The following is a 24,637-nucleotide window of genomic DNA, read 5'->3' as shown; positions in this document are numbered from 1 at the left end:
GAAGGGGCATCCCGGCCGGGTCAGTTGTCAGGTCGGTTGCTGGATCGGTGGCTGTGCCCCAGGTGGTCAGACGCCTTCCCCGATCACGGCGCCGCCGATGGTGCGGGACAGGCCCTGGAATTCCGCCACGATACGGCCGTCGTCGGTTCGCACGCTGACAGTGTAGACGCCGCTGCGCCCGGCCACCGCCGCCTCCCGCGCTTCGGCCACCAGCACGTCGCCGCCATGGGCCGGCGCCAGATAGGCGATGGAGGCCTGTGCGCCTACGGATGCCTGGTTGCGGCTGTTGCAGGCATAGGCGAAGGCCGTATCGGCCAGGGCGAAGATCATGCCGCCATGCGCCATGCCGTGGCCGTTCAGCATGTCGGGCCGCAGCCGCATGGACAGTTTCGAATAGCCTTCGCCGGCTTCCAGGATCTCGATCCCCCAGGCGGGGCCGGTTCCTTCGCGCGACAACATGGTTTCGGCGATCGTGCGATGATCGATGCTCATGCCTTCTTCCTTGTACGGTTTGCCGTGGGCGCTGATGCTGCCGGGAGGACGGTAGGGGACGAAATCAACCCGATTCCCTATAAACCTGACAAACTCTCATCGCCACGCGAGGACGGCGCCATGGTGGCGCAGCCGCATACACGCTGTCAATAATAGACCGTCTAGACGGTCAATTAACGATTCGCCCCTGGCGCCAGCGGCCGGGGCTGGTGCCGAAATGGTTGGCGAAGGCGCGGCAGAAGGCGGCCTCCGTCGTATAGCCGATGCGTTCGGCGATCCGTTTCAGCGGCACATCGGGTTGTTGCAGCATCTCCGTCGCCATGCCCATGCGCAGGCGGGTCAGCGTGTGCAGCGGCGGCTCCCCGATCAATTCTCGGAAGCGGATGGCGAAGGCGGTGCGCGACATGCCGGCGGCGGCGGCCAGCCGCTCCACGGTCCAATGCGCGGCGGGCGCCCGCTGGAACGCGCCCAGCGCGCGCCACAGCCGCTGGTCGGCAAGGGCGGTGGGCAAGGTGGCGCGGATATCGTCGGCCGTCACCACCTGATGGCGGACCAGCGTCACCAGGATCAGTTCCGCCAGCCGCTGCAGCACCCCCTCGCGGTCGACCAGCGCATCGTCGCCGGACAGCTCATCCTCCACAAAATCCACCAGCGCCCGCAGGCGTGCCGCCGTGGGGCCGGGGTCCTCCGGCGTTACATGGATATGCTGTGAAAAGGAACTGAGCAGCACATTGGCCGACAGGGGCGCATGGGCGGCCAGGATCATCAGCGGCTGGTCGGCCGCCGGGTCATAAGGCGCCAGTTCCGCGAACGTCCGGACAAGACCGCGCCGGCCCGTCGCCTCCCGTATTTCGAAGCCCGAACGGCTGTCGCCACCGAACACTTCGCCCGCCCGCACCGTGACGGGCGGGTCCTCACCCCGGCGGATCAGCATGGTTCCGTGGCGGACATAGAAGAACCAGCTCCATTCCCGTGGCGCGGCCTTCAGCACCTCCCCATCGCCCAGATCGATGCTGCCGAAGCGGACCCCGTCCATGCGTGGCTCGGGCAACCGTTCGGGCGGGGTCATTTTGAACGATCTGCTAATTCTTTTCATGTCCGAACCAATGCCCGATCAAGCTGTTTGGGGCATTCTAGAACCCAGCCAGACACCTGCAAGAGAAATGATCGGGAGGAAAGATGAGCGCGAAGACCCCAGAGGCGACGCGCGACCTCGTCGCGCGGGTATTCGATGAAGATGCCGGTAAAATCCAGGGTCGTGCCTATACAGACCCGGATATTTATGCCCTTGAACTTGAAACGATCTTCAAGCGCTGCTGGCTGTTTCTTGCCCATGAAACCCAGATACCGGGTCCGGGTGACTTCCTGTCCACCTATATGGGCGAGGACCCGGTTGTCGTGGTCCGGCAGAAGGACGGGGAGGTCAAGGCCTTCCTGAACCAGTGCCGCCATCGCGGCATGCGCCTGTGCCGGTCGGACATGGGTTCCAAGGCTCGCAATTTCACCTGCGTCTATCATGGCTGGGTCTATGGCCTGGGGGGCGAACTGGTGGGCGTGCCGCTGGAGGAACAGGCCTATGGCAAGGTGGACAAGGCCGAATGGGGCGCGCGTCCCGTTCCCCGGATCGTCCGCTACAAGGGCCTGATCTTCGGCAACTGGGACGCCGATGCCCCGGATTTCCTGGAGTATCTGGGTGACGCCGCCTTCTATCTGGATGTGCTGCTGGACCGGTCGGCGGCCGGCACGCAGGCCATCGGCGGCATCCACAAGTGGGTGATCCCCTGCAACTGGAAATTCGCGGCCGAACAGTTCGCCTCGGACATGTATCACGCGCCCGTGGCGCACCTGTCGGTTTCCATGTCGGTGAAGCCCGTCGTGGAGGAGGAGCAGGTCGATTTCGGTCATGAGGGCCGTCAGTTCCGGTCCGACCGGGGGCACGGGACAGGCTTTTTTGTGGGGGCCGGCCGGCGGCAGCTTCTGGGTTCCTTCGTGGGGCCGGAGGTCGCGCGCTATATGTCGGAGGAAGGCAAGGAGCAGGCCGTGGAACGGCTGGGCTTCGTGCGCGGCGAGTATATGCATGCCCAGCACATGACGGTTTTCCCCAACTTCTCCTTCCTGCCCACGGCCAATACCGTTCGTGTCTGGCACCCCAAGGGGCCGAACGAGATCGAGGTCTGGGCCTGGACGCTGGTGGAAGCCGACGCCTCGGACGAGGTGAAGGAAGCCTATCGCGTGGGCGGCCTGCGTTCCTTCAGCGCCGCCGGCATTTTCGAGCAGGAGGATGGCGAGAACTGGGTGGAAATCCAGCGCGTGCTGAAAGGCTCCTCCGCCCAGGATACGTGGTTCCATATCGGCATGGGTCAGGGCCGGGCGCGCACCGACGACCCGCAATTCCCCGGCACGGTGGGCTGGGTCTATTCGGAGGAGGCGGCGCGCGGCTTCTATGCCCACTGGCAGAAGCTGCTGACGCATCCCACGGACCCGGTGATTCCGCAGAACGAAGGTACCTGCACCGGGGAGACCTGCCATGCTGCCGAGTGATCCGATCCTGCGCCAGTATCAGGTCGAGCAGTTCTATTACGCCGAGGCTGAACTGCTGGACGACCGTCGCTATGACGAGTGGTTCGCCCTGCTGGAAGATGACATCCGCTACTTCATGCCGATGCGCTTCAACCGTGGCCGGCGGGAAATGCACCTGGAATTTTCCGATGACCGGCAGTCGGCCTATTACGACGAGGACAAGGAAAGCATGGCCGTCCGGCAGCGCAAGCTGGCCTGCGGCAGCAACTGGGCCGAAGACCCGCCGTCACGCACCCGCCACCTGATCAGCAATGTCCGCATCGCCGATGGGGCCGTGCCGGGCGAACTGGCCGTGAAATCGGCCTTTCTGGTCTATCGCAACCGTCTGGAACGCCAGACGGAGATCTTCGCGGGCGAGCGGCAGGATGTGCTGCGGGTCCGCGACGGCGGCTTCCGCATCGCGCGGCGCACCGTGCTTCTGGATCAGGCCACGCTGCTGACCAGCAGTCTCAGCATCTTTTTCTGACGCGCGGGCGCCACGGGCGCTTCCCCAACAGGGATGAACCATCATGGGACGTTTGCAAGGGCAGGTCGCCCTGGTCACCGGCGGTGCCGGTGGCCTGGGCCGCGCCATCGTAGAACGCTTCATCGGCGAAGGCGCGCGGTGCGCCGTGCTGGACCGGTCAGCGGCGGGCCTGGCGGCGCTGGAGCAGGCATTCGGCGACAAGGTCGCGGTCATCCAGGGCGATGTGCGCGAGGCCGAGGTCAATGACCGTGCCGTCGCCCTGACGCTGGAGCGTTTCGGCACGCTTGATTGCTTTATTGGCAATGCCGGCCTGTGGGACTTCAACCGACCGCTTGTGTCCTTGTGCGGTGCCGAACTGACCGCCGGCTTTGATGAGTTGTTCGGCGTGAATGTCCTGGGCTATCTGCACGGGGCACGGGCATCCGCTGCCGCGTTGCGGCAAAGCGGGGGCAGCATGATCTTTACCCTGTCCAATGCCGCTCATCTGCCCAATGGCGGCGGTGTTCTTTATACGGCGTCAAAACATGCGGGTGTGGGATTGGTCCGGCAACTTGCCTATGAGCTGGCGCCGAATATTCGCGTCAATGCCGTGGCACCGGGCGGGATTTTGACTGGACTGACCGGCCCCGCCAGCCTGGGCTTGAACGATCGGGATATCAGATCAATCGGGTTCGAAACCGTCGCCGACCGCATCGTGCCGCTGGGTTTCATCCCCACGGTCGAGGAATACGTGCCGGCCTATGTCTTCCTGGCCGCCCGTGCCGAGAACGTGCCGGCCACCGGCATGGTCCTGAACTATGACGGCGGCCTTTCCATCCGGGGGTTCATGAGCCCCAACGGGCAGGAGATTGCGCAATGATCCATCAACACGACAATGCCGTGGGCGCGCTCGGCTATCTGGGTTTCGGCGTGGCCTCCCAGGCGGCCTGGACCGACCATGCCGCGCTTCTGGGACTGATGTCGGCCGCTGCCGGCCCTGACGGCTCCACCCGCTACCGGATCGACGAGCATGCCTGGCGTTTCGCATTGCATGACGATCCGACCGACGATTTCCTCTATGCCGGTTTTGAATGCGGCAGTGCGGAACATTTCGACGCTGTTGTGCGGCGCATCCAGGATGCCGGCATCACCATCGAGCGTGACGCGGCCCTGGCCGCGACGCGCGGTGTCATGGAACTGGCCCGCTGCGTCGATCCCGACGGGCTGGCCATCGAGCTTTATTACGGCCCCCGGCTGGTGCCGGAGGTGCCTTTCCGGTCGCCGCAGCCCCTGACGGGCTTTGTCACGGGTGACCAGGGGCTGGGCCACATCATCGTCAACACGTCCGACGTGGCGGCCAGCACGGCCTTCTATACCAGCGTCCTGGGCATGCGCCTGTCCGACCGCATCCTGTTCGAGGCGGCGCCCGGCATCGTCATTCCGCTGACCTTCCTGCATTGCAACGACCGTCACCATTCCATCGCCATCGCGCCCGCGATGCCCGGCGGCAAGCGTATCCACCATGTCATGCTGGAAGTGCCCGGTATCGACGATGTGGGCCTGGCCATCGACCGGTTCATGAAGGCGGGGACGGAGATCACGGCGACCCTGGGCCGCCATTCCAACGACCGCATGCTGTCCTTCTACGTTCGCACGCCGTCCGGCTTCGAGGTCGAATACGGGTGCGAGGGCATTGCCGTGGGCGGCCCGGACTGGTCCGTCGGCACCCATGCCGCGATCAGCGTCTGGGGCCATCACCGCGCCCGCATCTGACCGTCAGAAAGGTTCAAAAGAAATGACCGACTCCCCCATCGGCACGGGCCGTTTCGTCACTGTCGACGGCATCCGCACCTTCTATCACGAAGCGGGCGAAGGCTTTCCCATCGTCCTGATCCACGGTGCCGGCCCCGGCGCCTCGGGCCTGTCCAACTGGTCGCGCAATATCCAGGTGCTGGCCCGGCATTTCCGGGTGCTGACCATCGACCTGCCGGGCTTCGGCCAGTCCGACAAGCAGCATATTCCCGACAAGTTCTTCGAATTCTACGGCCTGCATGTCGGCAAGTTCCTGGATGCGCTGGGCATCGAAAAGGCGCACATGGTCGGCAACTCGCTGGGTGGCGGCACCTCCATGATGCTGGCCCTGCGCCGGCCGGAGAAGGTGGGCAAGATGGTGCTGATGGGGTCGGGCGGCGGTTATCCCGTCACCACCATCATGCCGACCACGGGCCTGAAGATGCTGGCCGGTTTCTATCTGCCGCCCGGCCCGTCGCCGGAACGGATGACGGCCTTCATCCGCGAAATGATCTATGACCAGACCATCGATATCGAGGCGCTGGTGGCCGACCGGCTGCGGGCCGCGACCCGGCCGGAAGTTGTGGCCTGTCCGCCCATCGCCGTGCGCAACGGTCGCCCGCCGCAGCCTGACGAGGTCTGGCGCGAACGCCTGGACCTGCTGCCGCACCAGACGCTGATCGTCTGGGGCCGCGACGACCGGGTGATGCCGCTGGACAGCGCCTTCATCCTTTTGAAGCAGATCCCGGAGGCGCGTCTGCACGTCTTCCCCAAATGCGGCCACTGGGCGCAGTGGGAAAAGGCCGACGAGTTCAATGCCCTGGTGACGGAGTTCCTTCATGGCTGAACCGTCCCGTCTGGTTTCCGGTGGTTCCGCCGATACGCTGCCGCCGGGCGAGCTGCGGCGTGTCTGCTCCGAACCGCCGGTCACCATCTACAATGTCGATGGCGCCTTCTATGCCACCGACGACTGGTGCAGCCATGACAAGGCGTCGCTGGCCGAGGGCTGGTTGGAAGGCCACACGATCGAGTGCCCGTGGCACATGGCGAAATTCTGTGTGCGCACGGGCAAGGCGCTGACGGCGCCGGCCCGCGTCGACATCCGCACCTTCCCGGTGCGGGTGGAGAACGGGGAGCTGTTCGTCGATCTGGGGGCCGCGGCATGATCCCCATCCATCGCCGCCTTGACTGGTTCGCCCGCTGCCATCCGGACGCGGTGGCCCTGACCGATGCGGGGGGCGCGCTGGATTTCCGGGCCGCCGGCCAACTGGTCGGCCGGCTGGCGGGGGCGTTCGTGGCGGCAGGGCTGAAGCCGGGGGACCGCGTGGTGGTTCTGTCGGCCAACCGCCGGGAGGGGCTGCTAGGTTTCCTGGCCGCCGCCGCGTCGGGCGTGGTGTGGACGCCGCTGAACACGCGGCTGGCCGCGCGGGAGATCGCGGAGATCGCGGCCGACGCCGAACCGGCCCTGGTGCTGGCCGATGCTGCCGGCGCCGATATCTTCGACGCCGTGCCCGGCGCGGTGTCGTGCCCGCGCATCTGCCTGGACGGGCCGCGTGACGGCTGGGTCGGCCTGGAAGACTGGCTGGCGGCGTCGGCAGGGGTGCCGGCGCCCGACCTGGGCTGGGACCCCGGCCATCCGCTGTTCCAGATGTATACCAGCGGCACGACGGGCCGCCCCAGCGGCATCCTGATTTCCCACGGGGCGTGGGACGCGCAGCTGGAACAGTTCTTCCATACCCAGCCCTACCGGCCGGGTGACGGGGTGCTGATCGTCACGCCGCTGTTCCATATCGCGGCCACCATCACCTCGATGGCGGCGCTGCTGGCCGGGGCGCGTGTGGAACTGCCGCCGCGCTTCAATGTGGCGGAGGTGTTCGACCTGCTGGTCGAGGGGCGCGTGGCCGGGACCATGCTGGTGCCCGCCATGATCGGCCAATTGCTGCTGGAGGCCACGGCGCGCGGTGTGACGCGGGTCGAGGGCGTGCGGCGCATCTGCTATGGCGCGTCGCCCATTCCGGAAGGCATGCTGCGCGAGGCGCTGGCGCTGTTCGGGTGCGAATTTGTGCAGGGATACGGCCTGACGGAAACGGCCGGCATCGCCACGACCCTGAACCCGTCCGACCATCTTTCGGCCCTGGCGGGACGCGGCGAACTGCTGCGGTCGGCGGGGCGGCCCATCATGGGCGTGTCGGTGCGCATCGCCCGGCCCGACGGGTCCATCGCGGCGGCGGACGAGGTGGGCGAGGTGCAGATCTCCGGCCCCAACCTGTTCCTGGGCTATTGGCGCAATCCGGAAAAGACGCGCGGAGCCTGGACGCCGGATGGCTGGTTCCGCACGGGCGACGCCGGCCGCCTGGACGCGGATGGCTATCTCTACATCGTCGACCGCATCAAAGAGATGATCATTTCCGGCGGGGAGAATGTCTTCCCGCAGGAGGTGGAGCGTGTGCTGGCCGAACTGCCATCGGTGCGCGAATGCGCCGTGTTCGGCATCCCCGATGCGAAATGGGGAGAGGTGGTGGGGGCGGCGATCGTCACCCGCCCCGGCCACCATTTCGACGAGGCGGCGGCGCGTGCCCATGCCACCGCACGGCTGGCGCGTTTCAAATGCCCGTCCCGCTATCTGCTGCTGGACGATTTCCCTCGCAACGCCACGGGGAAGATCGTGCGTAAGGCACTGACGGCGGCGGCGGGAGGGGGGCACTGACCGATGGAGCCGACCCTCACCCTCCCACCCGCTTCACAGCGGGTGGGCCCCTCCCTCTCCCGCATGCGGGAGAGGGGCGAACTCTTGCGGGGTGGGGCGAATTCCTGCGAGGGGCGAACATTACGCCCCTCGCCCACGAAAGTGGGAGAGGGAGGGGCCCAGGCCCGGCAGGGCTTGGGAGGGTGAGGGTCAAACATGCCCACGCGCAAACAGGAAGCAAACCGGCAGCCGGGGGGTTGCCGGATGACCAACCATAACCAGAACAAGGTCGAAGGAAGGAACGCCATGAGAAGGAATATCACCGGTACCGTCACCAGCGCGCTGGCCCTGTCGGCGTCCATGCTGGCCGTCCCGATGGCGCTGGCCGCCGATCCGGCGCCGTTGCAGTTGGAAGAGATCATCGTCACGGCCAACCGCCGGGCGGAGAACCTGCAAAGCGTTCCGGTCTCCATCGCGGCACTCAGCGCCGATGCCCTGGAAACCAAGGGTGTCTCCAGTGCGGCCGCCCTGTCCGGCATGATGCCCAACGTGCGGGTGAACTCGCCCTTCTCCGAGACCCAGCCGAACTTCACCATCCGGGGCGTCGGCGTGGCGAACGAGTTCAATCCCAATGCCCAGTCGCCCATCGGCGTCTATTTCGACGAAGCCTATCAGGGCTTCCGCGCCAGCCACGGCGCGGCTTTGTACGATCTGGAGCGCATCGAGGTTCTGAAGGGCCCGCAGGGCACGCTTTATGGCCGCAACACCACGGGCGGCGCCATCAACCTGATCACCCGCCGGCCGGAACTGGGTGAGGACAAGGGCTATCTGACGGCCGGCATCGGCAATTACGGCCGCTTCACCCTGACCGGTGCGGCCGAGGCCACGCTGGTCGAGGATGAACTGGGTGCCCGCATCGCCTTCACCCGCCTGTACCGCGACGGCTATATCAAGAATGTGACGGAACGGTACGGCGCCACCAACCGTCTGGTGGGAACCAAGGATTTCGACAGCGACGACAGCATGGCCGGTCGCCTGTCCATCCGCGCCAAGCCGAACGACACGATCGACCTGACCCTGCGCGGTTACCTGTCCCATAATGAACCGGTCGGCTCCACCGGCGTCATCAAGCAGTTGAACCCGACCGGCGCCGATATCACGGGCCGGGTGCTGACCGGCATCGGCAAGCGGGAGGCGGCGGCCACCAACCAGGGCCGGTTCGTGTCCAACGCCCGTGGCCTGAACCTGAAGGCCGACGTGAATGTCGGGGACGTCGCCATTTCGTCGGTCACCGGCTATGACACCGGCGACCTGCATCAGCCGTTCGATTTCGACGGCTCGCCCAGCGCCATCGGCGAATGGCGTCCCAACGCCGCCAATTTCTGGTCGGTTGGCCAGGACCTGCACGCCACCTATGACGCGGACGGGTTCAGCCTGATCGGTGGCGCCTATGTCGGCTCGCAGAAGGTCAAGGTCTCCAACAATTACCAGTATGTCGGCTTCCTGTCGGCGCTGGCCGGGCCGGGGCAGTTCAATCCGGGTGGCAATTTCTTCCCGCCCACGCAGGTGCCGCCCACCGCCATCGACGCGCATCAGGAACTGAGCCAGGCCCAGGAAACCTATGCCGTTTATGCCGAGGCGGTGATCGACCTGACCGACACGACCCGGCTGACGCTGGGCGGGCGCCTGACGCATGAGCAGGTGAGGCTGACGGATTACAGCTCCTTCCTGCGCGACAGCACCGGCCGCCCGTTCCTCTACACCTATGCCTCGGCCGGCGCGCGCATCCTGTCGGGCCTGCCGGTTCTGTCCCCGGCCCCGGCGGAGATCAAGGAAAGCGTGACCAAGCCCACCGGCCGCATCGTGCTGAGCCAGGATGTCGGCGATCAGGGCATGGTTTATGGCAGCTATTCCCGTGGCTACCGTTCCGGTTCGTTCAACGGCCAGTCCATCGTGCCCGTGCCCAATTTCGTGAAGCCGGAAGAAGTTGACGCGTTCGAGGCGGGCTACAAGGGACGCTTCCTGGACAACGCCCTGCAGGTGAACGCCGCCCTGTTCTATAATGACTATAAGGGCCAGCAGGTGCAGGAGATCCAGAACGGCGTGGCGTTCCTGCGCTCTCTGGATGGCCGCATGTATGGGTTCGAACTGGAAGCCACGGCCTTCCTGTCCGACGATGTGCGGGTGCAGGCCGCCCTGGGCTATCTGAACACCCGCTACAAGAACGGCCAGTTCCTGGCGCCGGGCGATGCGGCGGCCACCGATCCGCGCGGCATCGCGCTGGGCGGCAACGCCTTCCCGTTCGCCCCGGAATGGACGGCCTCGCTGTCCCCGGAAATGGTGCTGGCCCAGATCGGGGACGGCAACCTGATCCTCAATGCCGACATCCAGTATGCCTCGCGCCAGTATTTCGACCCGTTCAACGACCGTCAGGCCATGGGTCCGATCCGCGACGGGCAGAAGGGCTACACGCTGGTTGACGCCCGGCTGCGCTATGACGCCGATAACTTCACCATCGCCCTCTGGGGCAAGAACCTGTTCAACAAGTATTATTACAGCTACGGGCTGAATATCGAGAGCTTCGCCTTCGACTTCTTCACCCCCGGCGCGCCCCGCACCTATGGTGTGGAAGCGACCATCCGTTTCTGATGCCGGCCGTGATGGATGACCGTATCGTGATCCTGGGCGCCGGTCAGGCCGGCGCCCGTCTGGCGGAAGCCCTGCGCGACGGCGGCCATACCGGCCCCGTCACGCTGGTGGGGGCGGAGGCCCATCCGCCTTATGAACGCCCGCAATTGTCCAAGGAGATGCTGCTGGACCCCGGCGCGTCGCTGACACCCATCAAACCCGTGGCCGGGTGGGGGATGGCGGGCATCCGCCTGCTGACGGGAATGGCGGCGACGGGGGTGGATGCCGCGTCGCGGTCGGTCACCCTGGCCGATGGACAAGTGCTGCGCTGGGACCGGCTGGTCTTCGCCACGGGGACCAGACCCCGCCGCTTGCCGCTGCTGGAAGCGGGGCCGGTGCCCGTCCTTTATCTGCGCACGGTGGAGGATGCGCTGGACCTGCGTCGCCGCCTGCGGCCGGGCCTGCGTCTGGCCGTGCTGGGCGGTGGGGTCATCGGGCTGGAAGTGGCCGCCGCCGCGATGAAACAAGGCTGTTCGGTCGATCTGGTGGAGGCGGCCCCCCGCCTGCTGTCCCGCGCCGTGCCGCCCCTGGTGGCCGGGCGCCTGTCGGCCCGCCACGCGCTGGCGGGGGTGGGCTTGCATGTCGGGCGGCAGGCGGTGGGGATGGCGGACGGGGGCGTCATTCTGGATGATGGCCGGGTGCTGCCCGCCGATCTGGTCCTGATCGGGATCGGGGTGGAACCGTGCATCGATCTGGCCCTGCCGCTGGGCATCGCCGATGCCGATGGCATCCGTGTCGATGCACAGGGTCGCACGGCGCAGCCCGGCATCTTCGCCATCGGCGATGTCGCCAGCCAATGGAGCCGCTGGCATGGGCGCTGGTCGCGGGTGGAGACCTGGGCCAATGCCCAGAACCAGGCCCTGGCCACTGCCGCCAGCCTTCTGGGCCGCGACCAGCCCCATGCCGATGCCCCCTGGTTCTGGTCGGACCAGTATGACCTGACCCTGCAGGCCTGTGGCGACGCCACAACAGGGGAAATGGTTGTGCGCGGCGATCCGCAGGGCGCCTTTGCCACCATCCATCTGGTCGATGGGCACATCAATGGCGCCACAAGCATCAATGCGCCGGGCGACATGGCGGCGTTGCGGCGGCTGGTGACTGCCCGTGCCGCCATCGCGGCGGACCAACTGGCCGATCCCGGCTTCCATCTGCGCCGCGCCGTGGCGGCCCTGCCGAAATCATGAGGAATAGCATGCGTGACGCCGTCATCGTTTCCACCGCCCGCACGCCCATCGGCCGGGCCTATCGCGGGGCCTTCAACGACACCCAGGGTCAGGCGCTGGCCGCCCATGCCATCCGCCATGCCGTGGCGCGGGCCGGTGTGGAGCCGGGGGAGGTGGAGGATGTCATTCTGGGCTGCGCCCTGCCGCAGGGGTCCACGGGTGGCAATATCGCGCGGCAATCGGCGCTGCTGGCGGGATTGCCGGTGAATGCCGCCGGGCTGGTCACGGTGCGGGAATGCAGTTCGGGTCTGCAGGCCCTGGCCACCGCCACCCAGCGCGTTCTGTTCGACCGCGTGCCCGTCGCCATCGGCGGCGGGGTGGAAAGCATCAGTCTGGTCCAGAATGACAGGCTGAACCTGTACCGGGCCGAGGACCCGGCGGTGCGCGCGGTGGCGCCCGCCATCTATATGTCGATGCTGGACACGGCGGAGGTGGTGGCGGCGCGTTACGGCATCGACCGCGCGGCACAGGACGCCTATGCCTTGGAAAGCCAGCGCCGCACGGCTGCGGCACAGGCGGCCGGCCGCTTCGATGCGGAAATCGTGCCCATGGACGCGCGTATGGCCGTGACCGACAAGGAAACGGGCGAGGTCAGCCACCGCGATATCCTTCTATCGAAGGATGAGGGCAACCGGCCCGGCACCAGCCTGGACGATCTGGCGTCACTGAAGCCCGTGCGCGGCCCCGGCGCCGTGATCACGGCCGGCAATGCCAGCCAGCTTTCGGATGGGGCCAGCGCCTGTGTGGTGATGGAGGCGAAGTTGGCCGAACAGCGCGGGCTGACGCCGCTGGGCGCCCTGCGCGGGCTGGCGGTGGCGGGGTGTGAACCGGACGAAATGGGCATCGGCCCCGTCTTCGCCGTGCCCCGCCTTCTGGCCCGTCACGGGCTGAAGACCGACGATATCGGCATCTGGGAACTGAACGAGGCGTTTGCGGTTCAGGTCCTTTATTGCCGCGACCGGCTGGGCATCGACCCGGCCCGGCTGAATGTCGATGGGGGCGCCATCTCCGTCGGCCATCCCTATGGAATGAGCGGGTCACGCATGGCGGGCCATCTGCTGATCGAGGGCAAACGGCGCGGCGTGAAATGGGGTGTGGTCACCATGTGTGTCGGTGGCGGCATGGGGGCGGCGGGATTGTTTGAGATATTCTGAGGTTGTTGTTCGGGGAAACTTGGTCGGCGTGGTTCCCTCACCCTCCCACCCGCTGCGCGGGCGGGCCCCTCCCTCTCCCGCAAGCGGGCGAGGGACGAAATCAGGTGCAACGTGAAGTTCCGCCCCTCGCCCACGCCAGTGGGAGAGGGAGGGGCCCATCGCTGTCAGGCGATGGGAGGGTGAGGGCTAAACCGCCCCCAACCATCCGCCATTGACTTCCGCCGCCGGTCCCTACAGCAGGTCGTCCAGCAGTTCCGACAGGCTGGCGATGCCAAGCCGGGCGCAGGCACGGCGGCGGTAGGTGGCCAGGCTGTTGATGCTGATGCCCAGTTCCGCCGCCGCCTGTTCGGCCGTCCGGCCGGCCAGAAGCCGGGCGGCGACGGCGCGTTCACGGTCCGTCAGGGTGGGATGGGACATTGCCATCCGGTCCGCCAGCCGGTCGGCCAGGGGCCGCGCACGGCCCTGCTCCGTGGCGGCATGGCGCAGCAGCATGCCCATGCACAGGCTGCCGAAACCGTTGAGGGCGGCCATGTCCGCCGGTGCCGGCGCCGTCAGATAGAAATTCAGCACATAATCTTCCGCCCCGTCGCGCCAGCCGAAACACAGCTTCTCGGCGAAGCCGGGCCGTTCGAAACATTGCCAGCGATAATCGCCGCGCCCGATCTGGCTGGTGGCGATGCGGGTGGCGAAACTGCCGCCGCGCGGCGTGCGGGCCCGGGTGTCGCGCAGGGGGTCGGCGATGTGGAAATGGCTGGCGAAGGAGCGCACCCGGCCCTGGGCCTGCCCGTCCAGCCCGTGCGACAGCAGGGGCCGTGGTGGCGTGCCGTCACGACCCGCATAGGCGAAAATCTCCACCGCCGGCATCAGGGCGCTCGCCGCATCCAGCAGGCGCGGCGCCAGACTGTCGCCGCCGATGGCGTCGATCAGGCCGGCAATGCGGTCGGGGGGAAGATCGTACATGGCGGCGTGCTCTCCGGGCGGCCGGTCCATCTTCATGGCTATCACCGACCGGACGCTCTGTCACCCAATTCGGTGACAGGACACATCGTTCGCCAGCCCTATTGTTGGGGCAAGGGACAGGCGTCCCCATGAAATCAACCAGGAGGAAACAATGTCCAAGGCCTTCGCATCCTCCGCCGATCTGGCGGAGAAGCAGGAGACGCTGGAAGTGCTGTCGGACGGGGTCTATGCCCTGACGGCGGAAGGTGACCCGAATGTCGGCGCGGTGGAAGGCGAGGATTTCCTGGTCTGCATCGATGCCCGTGCCACCCCGTCGGCGGCGCGCGACTGGCTGGCCAGGCTGCGCGAGCATACGGACAAGCCGGTCCGCTATCTGGTGCTGACCCATTACCATGCCGTGCGCGCCCTGGGGGCGGCGGGTTTCGGGGCGCAGATCGTGCTGGCCAGCGCGCCCACCCGCACCCTGATCCTGGAACGCGGCAAGGAGGATTGGGACAGCGAGCAGGGCCGCATGCCGCGCCTGTTCAAGGGGGCTGACGAAATCCCCGGCCTGACCTTCCCCGACCTGTCCTTCGACAATGGCGTGGAGATCGATCTGGGCGGATCGCGCGGCACGCTGGAACTGCGCTTCTGCGGGCGCGGCCATACGGCGGGCGATATCGTGGCCTGGCACGGCAAGTCGAAAAGCCTGTTCGCCGGTGATCTGGTGGAGGCGGAAGCGGCCCTTTATACCGGCGATGCCTTCCATATGGACTGGGCGGGCGCCCCGCTGGACCGGGTGAAGGCATTCAATGCCGACATGCTGGTCGGCGGTCGCGGTGCCGTGGCGCGTGGGCCGGAGGCTGTGAATGCCGCCATCGAGCAGACGCGCGGCTTCCTGCGGGGCATGATCGACAATGTCGGCCCCGTGCATGCGGCGGGCGGCACCCTGAAGCAGGCGTTCGAGGCAACGCACAAGGCACTGGCCCCGCAATTCGGCCACTGGCCCATCTTCGAACATTGCCTGCCCTTCAATGTGCAGCGCCTGTGGGATGAGATGGACGGCATCGACTGGCCGCGCGTCTGGACCATGGAACGCGACCGCGCCGTCTGGGCCCAGTTGCAGGGGTGAGCCATGGCGACGCAAGGCAATATCCCCGTCTGGCGGCCCATGCCGGCCAGCCCGCCACCCGGCCCCGGTGATGCCGGGCCGGTTCCCATCGTCATTGTGGGCGCGGGTCCCGTGGGTCTGGCCATGGCGCTGGACCTGGGCCGGCGCGGGCACCGGGTCGTGGTGCTGAACCGGCTGGATTTTATCCCGGCCGGGTCCAAGGCCATCTGCTTTTCCAAGCGATCCCTGGATATTTTTGACCGGCTGGGGGTGGGGGACGCCATCACGGACAAGGGCGTGGTCTGGAATGTCGGCAAGGTGTTCCGCCGCGACGCCGCCGACCCGCTTTACCAGTTCGACATGCTGCCCGTGAAGGGGCAGAAACGGCCGGGCTTCGTCAATATCCAGCAATATCATGTGGAGGAATATCTGTGGCGGGCCGTGGCGGCCCTGCCCAATGTCGATATCCGCTGGGGCCATGATGTCACCGGCGTCCTGCCCGATGATGATGGTGTCAGCCTGACCGTGGCGGCGGGGCAGGGGACCTATGGGCTGCGCGCCGGCTGGCTGATCGCCTGCGACGGCAACCGGTCGTCGGTGCGGTCGCTGCTGGGCCTGGATTTTGACGGAAGGGTGTTCGAGGATCACTTCCTGATTGCCGATATCCGCATGGCGGGCGACCGGCCGGCGGAACGCTGGTTCTGGTTCGACCCGCCCTTCAATCCCGGCCAGTCGGCGCTGCTGCACCGGCAGCCCGATGATGTCTGGCGGCTGGATTTCCAGCTTGGCTGGAACATCGACCGGGAAAAGGCGCTGGACCCCGCCAATGTCCGCCGTCTGGTGTCGGCCATGCTGGGCGACGGCGTGGATTACGAGCTTGTCTGGACCAGCCTTTACACCTTTCAATGCCGGCGGATGCGGCGCTTCCTGCATGGGCGTGTGGTCTTTGCCGGTGACAGCGCGCATCTGGTCTCCCCCTTCGGGGCGCGGGGCTGCAATGGTGGGCTGGCCGATATCGACAATCTGGGCTGGAAGCTGGATCTCGTTCTGCGCGGGCTGGCGGGGCCGGGACTGCTGGACAGCTACAACCATGAAGCCATCATCACGGCGGACGAGAATATCCTGAATTCCAGCCGCTCCACCGATTTCCTGACCCCGAAATCGGCGGTCAGCACGCTGTTCCGCGATGCCGTGCTGGATCTGGCGGGGCATTGTGCCTTTGCACGGCCCATGGTGAATTCCGGCAGGCTGTCCATGCCCGTCAGCTACCCGGACGGGCCGCTGAACAGCGCCGATCGCGATGGCTGGGATGGTGGCGTGCCGCCGGGATCGCCGACCTTGGATGCGGCCCTGGACGATGGCTGGCTGCTGGACAGGCTGGGCGGCGGTTTCGTGCTGATGGCCGCTGGCTGGGAGGGGCCGCTGCCCGACGGGGTCCGGCTTCTGCCTGTCGATGCCGACAGTGCCGCCGGCCGGCGGTACGGCATGGTGCCGGGATCGGCCTGTCTGTTCCGGCCCGACCAGTATGTGGCGGGGCGCTGGCGCCGCCCCGATCCGGCCGCCATCGCCGCCGCCCACCGCAAGGCCACGGGGTTCCCGACATGAAAGACCTGATCCTCATCCCCAATATCCAGGACCCGGATGGATTTTATGCCGAACTGCTGGCGGTGCATCAGGGACGGGACGATGCCGGCAGCCAGGCGCTGAACGCCCGGCTGATCCTGATCCTGGCCAACCATGTCGGCGACCGCGCCGTGCTGCGCCAGGCGCTCGAACTGGCTGGACGGGCCGGATAGGAAAGGGTGGCCGGCGGAAACCCCCGCCGGCCACCCTTTTTCACTGCGGGCAGAGGCTGCGCAGCAATTCACCGTCCAGGATGGACAGGATGGTTCCATCCTCCTCGATGAACATCACGGGGCCGTGGTTGGTGAACAGCAGTTCGGTATATTCCGGGAAGCTGGTGCACTCATGGATGGTGCCCAGCGGTTCATAGCCCCAGGTGCCGGCCAGGGCCGAGCCCATGCGGTATTCCATGCGGCCCTTGACCACAAAATATTCCCCGGCCCCGTAATGTTTGTGCCGGCCGAAGGAACTGCCGGGCTGACAGCGCAGCAGCACGGTCCAGCGGCCCGTCTCCTGGCTGGTGAACAGCAGGCGGAAATCGATCCCGTCGGCCAGCGGCACCCAGGGCTTTTCCTCCGCCGGGATCAGGCTTTCATCGGTGGACATGTGTCCCGTCCTTTCATCGGTCAGAAACGTTGGGTGAATTCGACGCCCCAGGTCGCCCGCTCGCCGTAATAAAGCGGGATCAGCCCGAAATCGCGCAGGTCGGTAGCGTCGACGATATAGGCCTTGTCGGTGACGTTGCGGCCCCACAGCGCCAGTTCCCAGTCGGATTCCGGTGCCGACAGGGCCACGCGCAGGTTCAGCAGACCATGGCCGCCCCGGCTGCTGACCAGATCGTCCTGGGCGTTGTTGTAGTATTTCTTGGCCGTATAATTGTATTCGGCCCGGAAAGCGGCGTGATAGGTGGCGGTCAGCGGCGTGCTGTATTGTGCGAAACTGGACAGGGTGAATTTCGGCGCCCCCGGCAGCTTGTTGCCGGAGAAGTCGCGCGGGCGCCCCGTGGCCGGGTCGATGGCGCCGGACGTGTAATTCCGGTACTGCGCATCCAGCAGGCCCAGATTCAGGCCCAGATCCAGGCCGTCAACGGGGATGGCCGTCAATTCCAGCTCGATGCCCTTGATGCGGGCATCGGCGGCATTGTCCAGGCCCAGCGTCGGAACACCGCTGCCCTGCTGGTTCACCGACAGGACCTGCAGGTCGCTGTAATCATAGAGGAAGGCCGCGATATTGGCGCGCAGGCGGCGGTCCAGCAGGGTGGTCTTCAACCCGACCTCATAGGCGGTCAGGAATTCCGGATCGACCTTGGTCCGCTCCGCCACGCTGGTGATGATGCCGATATTGAAATTGCCCGACTTGAAGCCGCGTGTGACGCTGCCATAGGCCATGACGTCCTTGGTCACGTCGTAATCGGCGGCCAAACGCCAGGAGGATGCCTTGAACGTGTCGCCCATGGCGGCATAGGGCACCAGGGCGATGGGCGCACCATCCGGGATGTTTGCGTCGAAGAAGCCGGGGATCAGGTGCCCCTGATGCGTGGCGTCCACCTTGTCCCAGGTATAGCGCGCACCCCCCGTCAGGCGCAGATCATCGGCCAGATTGACCGTCGTCTGCCCGAAGATGGCGTAGCTCTTGTTGCGGCGGGTGGCATCGGTGACCAGGGGCACGGCCCCCTGGGCGAAGGTCAGTTCGCCCACCAGATCGGCCTCGGAATGGGAGGTGAAATCCTCGTCGAAATAGAAGGCGCCGATCAGCGCCTGGATGCCGCCGCCATTATAGGCGACCTGCAACTCCTGGGATTTCTGTTCCGTCCCCGTCACGAACTTGATCTGGTCGATGCGTTTGGGCCCGCCATCGACATCGACCCGGTTATCGACATCACCCTTGTCATAGCCCGTGATGGATTTCAGCGACATGGTGTCGGACAGGCTGAAGGAGGCCGTCAGCGATACCCAGTCATTGTCGGAATGGTTGCGGCTGTCGCCGTTGAAATTCAGGATCTTGACGTCGCCCGGCGCGGGATCGCGATAGCCGAACAGGTCGGCGCCGTTGATCTGCCCGTCAGGCTTGGGCTGAAGGTAATCGCTGCGGTCGCGGCCCGTGCCGGCGGCCAGCCTGATATCGACATCATGGTCGCCATCCGGGTGATAGCGCAGGATGGCGCGCACCGCCCCTTCATCGACATCGATGGCGCGGTCGTCCGTCGCCAGGTTCACCCGTTCCCCGTCACGCCGGCGCAGGATGCCCGACACCCGTGCCGACAGCCCGTCGGCCAGCGGCATGGAGGCGGCACCTTCCGCTTCGAACAGGTTGAAGCGGCCATAGCCCAGGCGGAAATAGCCCTCCTGCGCGCCGTCGGGCAGCTTGGAGATATAGACGATGGCTCCGCCCGTCGTGTTCTTGCCGAACAGGGTGCCCTGTGGCCCGCGCAGCACCTCCACCCGGTCCAGATCGAACAGCGAGAAGATCTGGCTGCCCGTGGAGGCCACGGCCACATCGTCGCGATAGATGCTGACCGGGCCGACGGAGGAGGAGTTGAAATCATTGTTGCCGACGCCGCGGATGAAGATGTTCGGCACGCCGCCGAAGGTCTTGATTTCCAGGTTCGGCACTATGTCGCCGATGGCCAGGCTGTTGGACAGGCCGCTTTCCTGAAGCTGTTCACCGCCCAGCGCCGTGACGGAGACTGGCACCTCCTGCAGGTTCTGGGCCCGGCGCTGGGCCATGACCACGATCTCCTCGATCGCTTCCTGCGCGCCCGCCGGCGATGTCAACGCCGTCGCCGCCAGGAGCGATAGGGCCAGTGCTGCCCGCGCGCCCTTCCTGAACGTCATATTTCCTCCCTTGTCCCTTTGATCGGGCGTTCTTCTGTGATGGTCGGAAACTATCGCGCCGGCTGCGGCGTGACTTTGCGCTGAGCGTCAGAACTCATGCGCCAGAGCGCGGCTGCCGGGGCGATTTGTGCGGCAGCGACCATTCTTTTGTTCTTGCGCGCATCGCTTCGTATGCGGCTGCTCGTCAGGGCGCGGAATGCGGTTTACTATGCGGTACCCGAACGGATCGGGCCAAAAACAAGATCAATCCGGGGGAGGTGATATGTCGTTGGCCGAGACCGAAAGCTGGTCGTCACAATCCATGCCTGTTGCCCGGCGGTTCCGCGGGTTCCAGGATGTGCTGGACCGCACCCATTTCCATTGGGACCTGCATGTCGACCGGGGCGACAATTACAGTGCCGAGGTGCTGCGCCGGCCGGTCGATGATTTTGTCTTTACGCATGTCGTGGCCGATCCGCTGGCCGGATGGCGCCGCGCCGATGATATCCGCAAATCCCACGCCGATTATTTCTGCCTGCTGTTCCTGGAACAGGGCCATACCCTGCTGGAACAAGGGCGCAATCAGACCGAACTGGTGGCCGGCAGCATCTCGCTCTGGGACAGTACGCGTCCCGCCTATTTTGCGGCGCGCGAGGTGCAGCATCAATATTCCCTGCTGATCCCGCGTCAGGCCGCCTTGTCCGCCCTGCCCAGCATCGAGGATATGTGCGGGTTGCAGGTGCGTGGAGACAGCGGGGTGGGGGCCGTGCTGCTGGCCCATCTGCGGCAGTTGCACCGGTCGATCGACAGTATCGATCCCGCCGACCGGCCCGCCATGCTGCGCGCCACCGTGGAACTGGCGGCCATCGCCTTCCGCCCGGAACTGGAGCGGCTGAACGGCTCGGCCTTTCAGCGGGCGCTGCTGACCCGGGTGCAGGATTATATCAACCTGCATGTGGGCGATCCCGACCTGGGACCGCAAAGCATTGCCGCCGCCTTCCGCTTCTCCCCCCGCTATCTCCACCGCCTGTTCGAGGCGACGGAAATGACCGTCTCGGAATGGATCAAGCAGCGGCGGTTACAGCGCTGTCGCGCCGATCTGGCCGCCGTGGGCTGTGACGGGCTGTCCCTGACGCAGATCGCCATGAAGAACGGCTTCGCCGACGCCTCGCAATTCAGCCGGTCCTTCCGCGCCGCCTTTGGCACCACCCCGCGAGAGTTCCGGCAGCAGGCGCGTGACACGCGGGCGTGAGTGGAGAGGTTCCCGTTCCCGACCGGCGTCGGGGGACGGGAACCTCATTTGACAAACCTTTAGAACTTGTACCCGGCCGTCAGGGTCCAGGTGCGCGGCTCCGCCACCGCGATGGCGGCGTTGCTGGGGGCGGTGGTGAAGTAGCTCTCGTTGGTCAGGTTCTTGCCGGCCAAGGTCAGGCTCCAGCTATCATTGTCCGACACCAGGGCGACGGCGCCATTGACCAGACCCACCGTCTCCGTCCGGATCAGGTTGGCGACGGTGGAATAGTAATCATCCTGATACTGGTAGCTGGCCGACAGCCGCACCCGCGCCTGATCCTGCCAGAAGGCGGGGGTTTCATAGGTGAAACCGGTCTGGATGCTCCAGGGCGACACCAGGGGCAGGTGCTTGGCGCCCGAGGTCGCGCTGTCGGACAGCGGGTTCTTCGACTTGTACTTGTCGTCCATCAGGCCCAGATTGGCGAACAGGTCCAGCCCTTCCGCGGCTTTCAGGGTCAGTTCCAGTTCCACACCGTCCACGCGGGCATTGCCGATATTCTTGATAGCATAGGAGCCGGCGGCCACCTGTTCGGTCTGCTGCAGATCGTACAGGTCGTTGCGGTAGACGGACAGGTTGGCGCGCAGGCGCCCGTCCAGGCCCGTCACCTTCAACCCGCCCTCATAGGCCCAGACGGTCTGCGGGTCATAGACGGTGCCGAACACCACCGGGTTGGCAACGGCCAGCCCGTTGAAACCGCCGGCCTTGAATCCGCGCGATACCGTGGCATAGGCGAAGACATCGTCGGTGATCTTGTAATCGGCGCCCACCTTGGGCGACCAGGAGCTGAAACTGGGGTCGCGCTTCACCGGCACCAGGGCGATGGCCGGGCCCGGCGCAAAGGGTAGATAGTTCTGGATGGTGCCATCCAGCTTCTTCTTGTCCTTGGTATAGCGCAGGCCACCGGTCACGGACAGGCGGTCATCCACCTGATAGGTGCCCTGGACAAAGGCGGCGTAGCTGTCGGTGGTGGTGTCGATGGTCTGCGGCAGCACAGGCATGGTGAAGAACTGACCCAGCACGAGCTGGTCCTTCAGCACCTGATGGCTTTCCTCCCGGAAATAGTACAGGCCCGTGATCCAGTTCAGCTTGCCATCCAGCCCGTCGCCCTGGAACTGAAGTTCCTGGCTGTACTGGTCGGTGCGGCCGCGCCCGTCACGCACCAGACCGTTGGGGCGGTAGGTTCCGTCGGGATTGCGGATGCCGCCCGACAGGTCGAAGACAAAACCGTCCTGGGTGCCGACAAAGGCGGAAATGGACCGTACCGTGACATCACCCCATTCGGCGCTGACATCCAGCGATACCGCCGTCTGGTCGGTATAGCCGTCCGGATCGGTGGTCGACAGGCTGACGAAACGCGAGCCGCCGCGCGGAATGGCGTCGGTCGTGGAAACGGCGTTGGCGGCCAGCGTGGGGTAGGTGCCGGCAAAGCTGACGGGGATCAGGTTGGCCGGGCCGTCATTGCGGTCCTTGGTATGGGTGACCGACAGGGTGGCCTTCAGCCCCTCCCGCCCATAGAAATGCAGCTTGCCGCGCAGGGCCAGATTTTCCTGCCCGAACACATCCTTGTCCAGGGCCTGATTGTACACATAGCCATCCTGATCGCGGTACAGCACGGACAGGGACGCGCCCAGCGCATCGTCGATCAGGTCACCGCCCCAGGAGGCGGAGCCATAGACCATGTCCTGTGACCCGATGCCGCCTTGCACCTCGGCCCATTCATCCTCGCCCGGTGTGCGGGTGACGATCTTGATGGCGCCGGAGAAGGAATTGCGGCCATAAAGCGTGCCCTGCGGCCCGCGCAGCACTTCGACCTGCTGGATGTCGGCCAGTTCCATGTTCGACCCGGCCAGACGCCCGCGATAGACATCATCGACATAGAAGGCGACGGCGGATTCGGAGGTGACAAGCCCGCCCGACTGTTCAGTACCGCCGCGCAGGCCGACCTGCAGGGTGGACCGGCTGGCCGTGACGGGCAGCATGATCAGGCTGGGCACAACGGCGGACAGGTCCTCCGCACTGCTGACATTCTGTTCGGACAGGGCATCGGCGGTCAGGGCGGTGACGGCAACGGGCGTGGTCTGTAGCGAGGTTTCGCGGCGCTGCGCCGTGACGATGATCTCGTCCAGCACCAGATTGTCGCTCTGCGCCAGCGCGGGCAGGCCAAGGGAGGCAGTGGTGGCGGCGATGGTGGTGGCCAGCAGCAGGGAACGGCCGGTCTTGTGGGTGCGGAACATCAGATGTCTATCCTTGGTCGAAAGGTCACAATACCGGCAGGTCACAGAACCATGCACACGGTTTTGATTTCCAAGTAATTTTCGATGGCCCCGGCGCCGCTTTCGCGGCCCCAGCCCGACTGTTTGAACCCGCCGATGGGCAGCGCCACATCCCAGAAGGAATGGCAGTTCACCCAGACCGTGCCGGCGCGGATATCGGAGGACAGGCGGTGCGCCGCCGACAGATCCTGGGTCCAGACACTGGCGGCCAGCCCGAATTCCGTGTCATTGGCGGCGGCCACAACCTCCGCCACATCGTCAAACGGGGCGGCGACGACCACGGGGCCGAACACTTCCTCACAGACGATGGCGGATTTGGGATCGGCGTTGGTGATCACGGTCGGCTCGATGAAGGTGCCCGCCGGCCCCTTCTGCCCGCCGCCGGTCACCAGGGTGGCGCCATCGGCGACGGCCTGATCGATATAGGCTTTCACCCGGTCGGCCTGCCGCTTGCTGACCAGCGGCCCCATCTGGGTGTCGGGCGACAGGCCATGGCCCAGGCGGATATTGCGCGCGATCTCCGCCACGCCGGCCACCACCTTGTCGAAGATCGATCGGTGGGCATAAAGCCGCGACCCGGCCACGCAGACCTGTCCGCCATTGAAGAAGATGGCATTGGCGGCCCCGGCGATGGCGGCGTCCAGATCGGCATCTGCCATGATGACCACGGGCGACTTGCCCCCCAGTTCCAGGGTCACCTTCTTCAGATTGCCCCTGGCCCCGTCCAGGATGGCGCGGCCCGTCTGGGTGGAACCGGTGAAAGCCACCTTGTCCACGTCCTTGTGGGCCGCAAGGGCCGCCCCCACGACGGAACCCAGACCGGTCACGACATTCACCACGCCCGCCGGCACACCCGCTTCCACCAGCAGTTCGGCCAGACGCAGGGCCGTCAGCGAGGTTTCCTCCGCCGGTTTCAGCACGATTGTGCAGCCGGCGGCCAGTGCCGGGGCCAGCTTCATGGCATGCATGATCAGCGGGGAGTTCCAGGGGGTGATGGCGGCGACCACGCCCACCGGTTCCTTGGTGGTATAGGCCGCGACCCGCTTGCCCGCCGGCTGGTAATTGATGCTGGACGGGATCGTGTCACCCGTCACCTTGGTACACAGGCCGGCGAAGAAGCGGAATTGCTCGGCCGCCATGGGGATTTCGGCCCAGCGTCCGACATACAGGGCCTTGCCCTGGTCCAGCGTTTCCAGTTCCGACAATTCATCGATATGGGCATCGATCAGGTCGGCGATACGCCACAGCAGGCGGGCGCGCAGGGCCGGCGTCATCGACCGCCATGCGCCATCGTCGAACGCCTTGCGCGCCGCCGCGACGGCGCGGTCCACATCCCCGGCATCGGCGGCGGCGATCTCGGCCAGCACCTGTCCGGTTGCGGGGTTTATCGTGGGCAGTGTGCGGCCGGCGGCCGGGTCCACCCATTGCCCGCCGATCAGCAGTTGATGGCGGGGCCTTTTCAGCCATGCGCGGACAGCTTCCTGTGCCGGCACAATGTTCTCGATCTGCATATCCCGTATCTCCC

21 protein-coding genes are annotated in these 24,637 nt (G+C 66.1%); 14 read left to right on the top strand and 7 right to left on the bottom strand.

Annotated elements, in window-relative coordinates; translation table 11 throughout:
- Window positions 1–66: 66 nt before the first annotated feature.
- Both paaI and KBA48_RS03325 read right to left on the bottom strand, forming a co-directional pair.
- The gene (gene paaI, locus KBA48_RS03330) at window positions 67–492 is read right to left on the bottom strand and encodes a hydroxyphenylacetyl-CoA thioesterase PaaI (RefSeq protein ID WP_292903571.1); all 426 of its coding nucleotides are present in this window, start codon (window positions 490–492) and stop codon (window positions 67–69) included.
- Between the two features lie 169 nt (window positions 493–661).
- Window positions 662–1,561: an AraC family transcriptional regulator gene (locus KBA48_RS03325; RefSeq protein ID WP_292903570.1), complete on the bottom strand. Its 900-nt coding sequence runs from the start codon at window positions 1,559–1,561 to the stop codon at window positions 662–664.
- Between the two features lie 110 nt (window positions 1,562–1,671).
- Here KBA48_RS03325 and KBA48_RS03320 point away from each other — a divergent pair, with 110 nt between their 5' ends.
- The 10 genes from KBA48_RS03320 to KBA48_RS03275 all read left to right on the top strand — a co-directional run bounded on the left by KBA48_RS03320 (window position 1,672) and on the right by KBA48_RS03275 (window position 13,059).
- The gene (locus KBA48_RS03320) at window positions 1,672–3,033 is read left to right on the top strand and encodes an aromatic ring-hydroxylating dioxygenase subunit alpha (RefSeq protein ID WP_292903569.1); all 1,362 of its coding nucleotides are present in this window, start codon (window positions 1,672–1,674) and stop codon (window positions 3,031–3,033) included.
- A complete protein-coding gene (locus KBA48_RS03315; protein WP_292903568.1) occupies window positions 3,020–3,538 on the top strand; it encodes a 3-phenylpropionate/cinnamic acid dioxygenase subunit beta in 519 nt (172 codons plus the stop codon). The genes KBA48_RS03320 and KBA48_RS03315 overlap by 14 nt, the downstream gene beginning before the upstream one ends.
- A gap of 43 nt (window positions 3,539–3,581) precedes the next feature.
- The gene (hcaB, locus tag KBA48_RS03310) at window positions 3,582–4,397 is read left to right on the top strand and encodes a 3-(cis-5,6-dihydroxycyclohexa-1,3-dien-1-yl)propanoate dehydrogenase (RefSeq protein ID WP_292903567.1); all 816 of its coding nucleotides are present in this window, start codon (window positions 3,582–3,584) and stop codon (window positions 4,395–4,397) included.
- On the top strand, window positions 4,394–5,290 hold the full coding sequence (locus KBA48_RS03305) for a VOC family protein (protein WP_292903566.1): 897 nt from the start codon (window positions 4,394–4,396) through the stop codon (window positions 5,288–5,290). The genes hcaB and KBA48_RS03305 overlap by 4 nt, the downstream gene beginning before the upstream one ends.
- A 22-nt stretch (window positions 5,291–5,312) precedes the next feature.
- Window positions 5,313–6,155 (top strand): alpha/beta fold hydrolase, encoded by an 843-nt coding sequence (locus KBA48_RS03300; RefSeq protein WP_292903565.1) that lies wholly within the window; start codon window positions 5,313–5,315, stop codon window positions 6,153–6,155.
- Window positions 6,148–6,474 carry a bifunctional 3-phenylpropionate/cinnamic acid dioxygenase ferredoxin subunit gene (locus KBA48_RS03295; RefSeq protein ID WP_292903564.1) on the top strand — a complete coding sequence of 109 codons (327 nt, stop codon included), beginning with the start codon at window positions 6,148–6,150 and terminating at the stop codon, window positions 6,472–6,474. Before KBA48_RS03300 ends, KBA48_RS03295 begins: the two co-directional genes overlap by 8 nt.
- Window positions 6,471–8,015: a class I adenylate-forming enzyme family protein gene (locus KBA48_RS03290; protein WP_292903563.1), complete on the top strand. Its 1,545-nt coding sequence runs from the start codon at window positions 6,471–6,473 to the stop codon at window positions 8,013–8,015. Before KBA48_RS03295 ends, KBA48_RS03290 begins: the two co-directional genes overlap by 4 nt.
- Before the next feature lie 285 nt (window positions 8,016–8,300).
- Window positions 8,301–10,643 carry a TonB-dependent receptor gene (locus tag KBA48_RS03285; RefSeq protein ID WP_292903562.1) on the top strand — a complete coding sequence of 781 codons (2,343 nt, stop codon included), beginning with the start codon at window positions 8,301–8,303 and terminating at the stop codon, window positions 10,641–10,643.
- 11 nt (window positions 10,644–10,654) lie between these two features.
- Window positions 10,655–11,866 (top strand): FAD-dependent oxidoreductase, encoded by a 1,212-nt coding sequence (locus tag KBA48_RS03280; RefSeq protein ID WP_292903561.1) that lies wholly within the window; start codon window positions 10,655–10,657, stop codon window positions 11,864–11,866.
- An 8-nt stretch (window positions 11,867–11,874) separates the two neighbouring features.
- Window positions 11,875–13,059, top strand: coding sequence for an acetyl-CoA C-acyltransferase (locus tag KBA48_RS03275; RefSeq protein WP_292903560.1), 1,185 nt, complete (start codon window positions 11,875–11,877; stop codon window positions 13,057–13,059).
- Between the two features lie 231 nt (window positions 13,060–13,290).
- Here the strand turns inward: KBA48_RS03275 and KBA48_RS03270 are convergent, their stop codons facing one another.
- Complete coding sequence (locus tag KBA48_RS03270) at window positions 13,291–14,019, bottom strand: helix-turn-helix transcriptional regulator (RefSeq protein WP_292903559.1); 729 nt, start codon at window positions 14,017–14,019, stop codon at window positions 13,291–13,293.
- 151 nt (window positions 14,020–14,170) lie between these two features.
- Here KBA48_RS03270 and KBA48_RS03265 point away from each other — a divergent pair, with 151 nt between their 5' ends.
- Genes KBA48_RS03265 through KBA48_RS03255 form a run of 3 tightly spaced genes read left to right on the top strand, consistent with a single transcriptional unit; the run spans window position 14,171 to window position 16,905 of the window.
- Window positions 14,171–15,130, top strand: a complete 960-nt coding sequence (locus tag KBA48_RS03265; protein ID WP_292903558.1) for an MBL fold metallo-hydrolase — start codon at window positions 14,171–14,173, stop codon at window positions 15,128–15,130.
- Between the two features lie 3 nt (window positions 15,131–15,133).
- Complete coding sequence (locus KBA48_RS03260) at window positions 15,134–16,714, top strand: FAD-dependent oxidoreductase (protein ID WP_292903557.1); 1,581 nt, start codon at window positions 15,134–15,136, stop codon at window positions 16,712–16,714.
- On the top strand, window positions 16,711–16,905 hold the full coding sequence (locus KBA48_RS03255; RefSeq protein ID WP_292903556.1) for a DUF2783 domain-containing protein: 195 nt from the start codon (window positions 16,711–16,713) through the stop codon (window positions 16,903–16,905). Before KBA48_RS03260 ends, KBA48_RS03255 begins: the two co-directional genes overlap by 4 nt.
- 40 nt (window positions 16,906–16,945) lie before the next feature.
- On the opposite strand, the gene KBA48_RS03250 is transcribed toward KBA48_RS03255, so the two are convergent.
- A complete protein-coding gene (locus KBA48_RS03250) occupies window positions 16,946–17,338 on the bottom strand; it encodes a 2,4'-dihydroxyacetophenone dioxygenase family protein (protein WP_292903555.1) in 393 nt (130 codons plus the stop codon).
- 20 nt (window positions 17,339–17,358) lie between these two features.
- The gene (locus KBA48_RS03245; protein WP_292903554.1) at window positions 17,359–19,566 is read right to left on the bottom strand and encodes a TonB-dependent receptor; all 2,208 of its coding nucleotides are present in this window, start codon (window positions 19,564–19,566) and stop codon (window positions 17,359–17,361) included.
- 262 nt (window positions 19,567–19,828) lie between these two features.
- On the opposite strand from KBA48_RS03245, the gene KBA48_RS03240 reads away from it, so the two are divergent.
- The gene (locus KBA48_RS03240) at window positions 19,829–20,797 is read left to right on the top strand and encodes a helix-turn-helix domain-containing protein (protein WP_292903553.1); all 969 of its coding nucleotides are present in this window, start codon (window positions 19,829–19,831) and stop codon (window positions 20,795–20,797) included.
- Window positions 20,798–20,856: 59 nt separating this feature from the next.
- Here KBA48_RS03240 and KBA48_RS03235 read toward each other — a convergent pair whose 3' ends face one another.
- Both KBA48_RS03235 and KBA48_RS03230 read right to left on the bottom strand, forming a co-directional pair.
- Window positions 20,857–23,073, bottom strand: a complete 2,217-nt coding sequence (locus KBA48_RS03235) for a TonB-dependent receptor (RefSeq protein ID WP_292903552.1) — start codon at window positions 23,071–23,073, stop codon at window positions 20,857–20,859.
- Between the two features lie 41 nt (window positions 23,074–23,114).
- The gene (locus KBA48_RS03230; RefSeq protein ID WP_292903551.1) at window positions 23,115–24,623 is read right to left on the bottom strand and encodes an aldehyde dehydrogenase family protein; all 1,509 of its coding nucleotides are present in this window, start codon (window positions 24,621–24,623) and stop codon (window positions 23,115–23,117) included.
- Between the last annotated feature and the right edge of the window lie 14 nt (window positions 24,624–24,637).

The organism is Niveispirillum sp. (assembly GCF_017996735.1).
In the GTDB taxonomy this organism is placed as follows: Bacteria; Pseudomonadota; Alphaproteobacteria; order Azospirillales; family Azospirillaceae; genus Niveispirillum.
This window is presented reverse-complemented; position numbering and strand designations above follow the sequence as displayed.

Bases quoted from the DNA above. Each gene is read 5' to 3' on its own strand.
- KBA48_RS03245 (WP_292903554.1), bottom strand. From the start codon at position 19,566: ATGACGTTCAGGAAGGGCGCGCGGGCAGCACTGGCCCTATCGCTCCTG.
- paaI (WP_292903571.1), bottom strand. From the start codon at position 492: ATGAGCATCGATCATCGCACGATCGCCGAAACCATGTTGTCGCGCGAA.
- hcaB (WP_292903567.1), top strand. From the start codon at position 3,582: ATGGGACGTTTGCAAGGGCAGGTCGCCCTGGTCACCGGCGGTGCCGGT.
- KBA48_RS03240 (WP_292903553.1), top strand. From the start codon at position 19,829: ATGTCGTTGGCCGAGACCGAAAGCTGGTCGTCACAATCCATGCCTGTT.
- KBA48_RS03280 (WP_292903561.1), top strand. From the start codon at position 10,655: ATGGATGACCGTATCGTGATCCTGGGCGCCGGTCAGGCCGGCGCCCGT.
- KBA48_RS03295 (WP_292903564.1), top strand. From the start codon at position 6,148: ATGGCTGAACCGTCCCGTCTGGTTTCCGGTGGTTCCGCCGATACGCTG.
- KBA48_RS03270 (WP_292903559.1), bottom strand. From the start codon at position 14,019: ATGTACGATCTTCCCCCCGACCGCATTGCCGGCCTGATCGACGCCATC.
- KBA48_RS03235 (WP_292903552.1), bottom strand. From the start codon at position 23,073: ATGTTCCGCACCCACAAGACCGGCCGTTCCCTGCTGCTGGCCACCACC.
- KBA48_RS03265 (WP_292903558.1), top strand. From the start codon at position 14,171: ATGTCCAAGGCCTTCGCATCCTCCGCCGATCTGGCGGAGAAGCAGGAG.
- KBA48_RS03300 (WP_292903565.1), top strand. From the start codon at position 5,313: ATGACCGACTCCCCCATCGGCACGGGCCGTTTCGTCACTGTCGACGGC.
- KBA48_RS03305 (WP_292903566.1), top strand. From the start codon at position 4,394: ATGATCCATCAACACGACAATGCCGTGGGCGCGCTCGGCTATCTGGGT.
- KBA48_RS03260 (WP_292903557.1), top strand. From the start codon at position 15,134: ATGGCGACGCAAGGCAATATCCCCGTCTGGCGGCCCATGCCGGCCAGC.
- KBA48_RS03290 (WP_292903563.1), top strand. From the start codon at position 6,471: ATGATCCCCATCCATCGCCGCCTTGACTGGTTCGCCCGCTGCCATCCG.
- KBA48_RS03320 (WP_292903569.1), top strand. From the start codon at position 1,672: ATGAGCGCGAAGACCCCAGAGGCGACGCGCGACCTCGTCGCGCGGGTA.
- KBA48_RS03285 (WP_292903562.1), top strand. From the start codon at position 8,301: ATGAGAAGGAATATCACCGGTACCGTCACCAGCGCGCTGGCCCTGTCG.
- KBA48_RS03275 (WP_292903560.1), top strand. From the start codon at position 11,875: ATGCGTGACGCCGTCATCGTTTCCACCGCCCGCACGCCCATCGGCCGG.
- KBA48_RS03255 (WP_292903556.1), top strand. From the start codon at position 16,711: ATGAAAGACCTGATCCTCATCCCCAATATCCAGGACCCGGATGGATTT.
- KBA48_RS03250 (WP_292903555.1), bottom strand. From the start codon at position 17,338: ATGTCCACCGATGAAAGCCTGATCCCGGCGGAGGAAAAGCCCTGGGTG.
- KBA48_RS03315 (WP_292903568.1), top strand. From the start codon at position 3,020: ATGCTGCCGAGTGATCCGATCCTGCGCCAGTATCAGGTCGAGCAGTTC.
- KBA48_RS03325 (WP_292903570.1), bottom strand. From the start codon at position 1,561: ATGACCCCGCCCGAACGGTTGCCCGAGCCACGCATGGACGGGGTCCGC.
- KBA48_RS03230 (WP_292903551.1), bottom strand. From the start codon at position 24,623: ATGCAGATCGAGAACATTGTGCCGGCACAGGAAGCTGTCCGCGCATGG.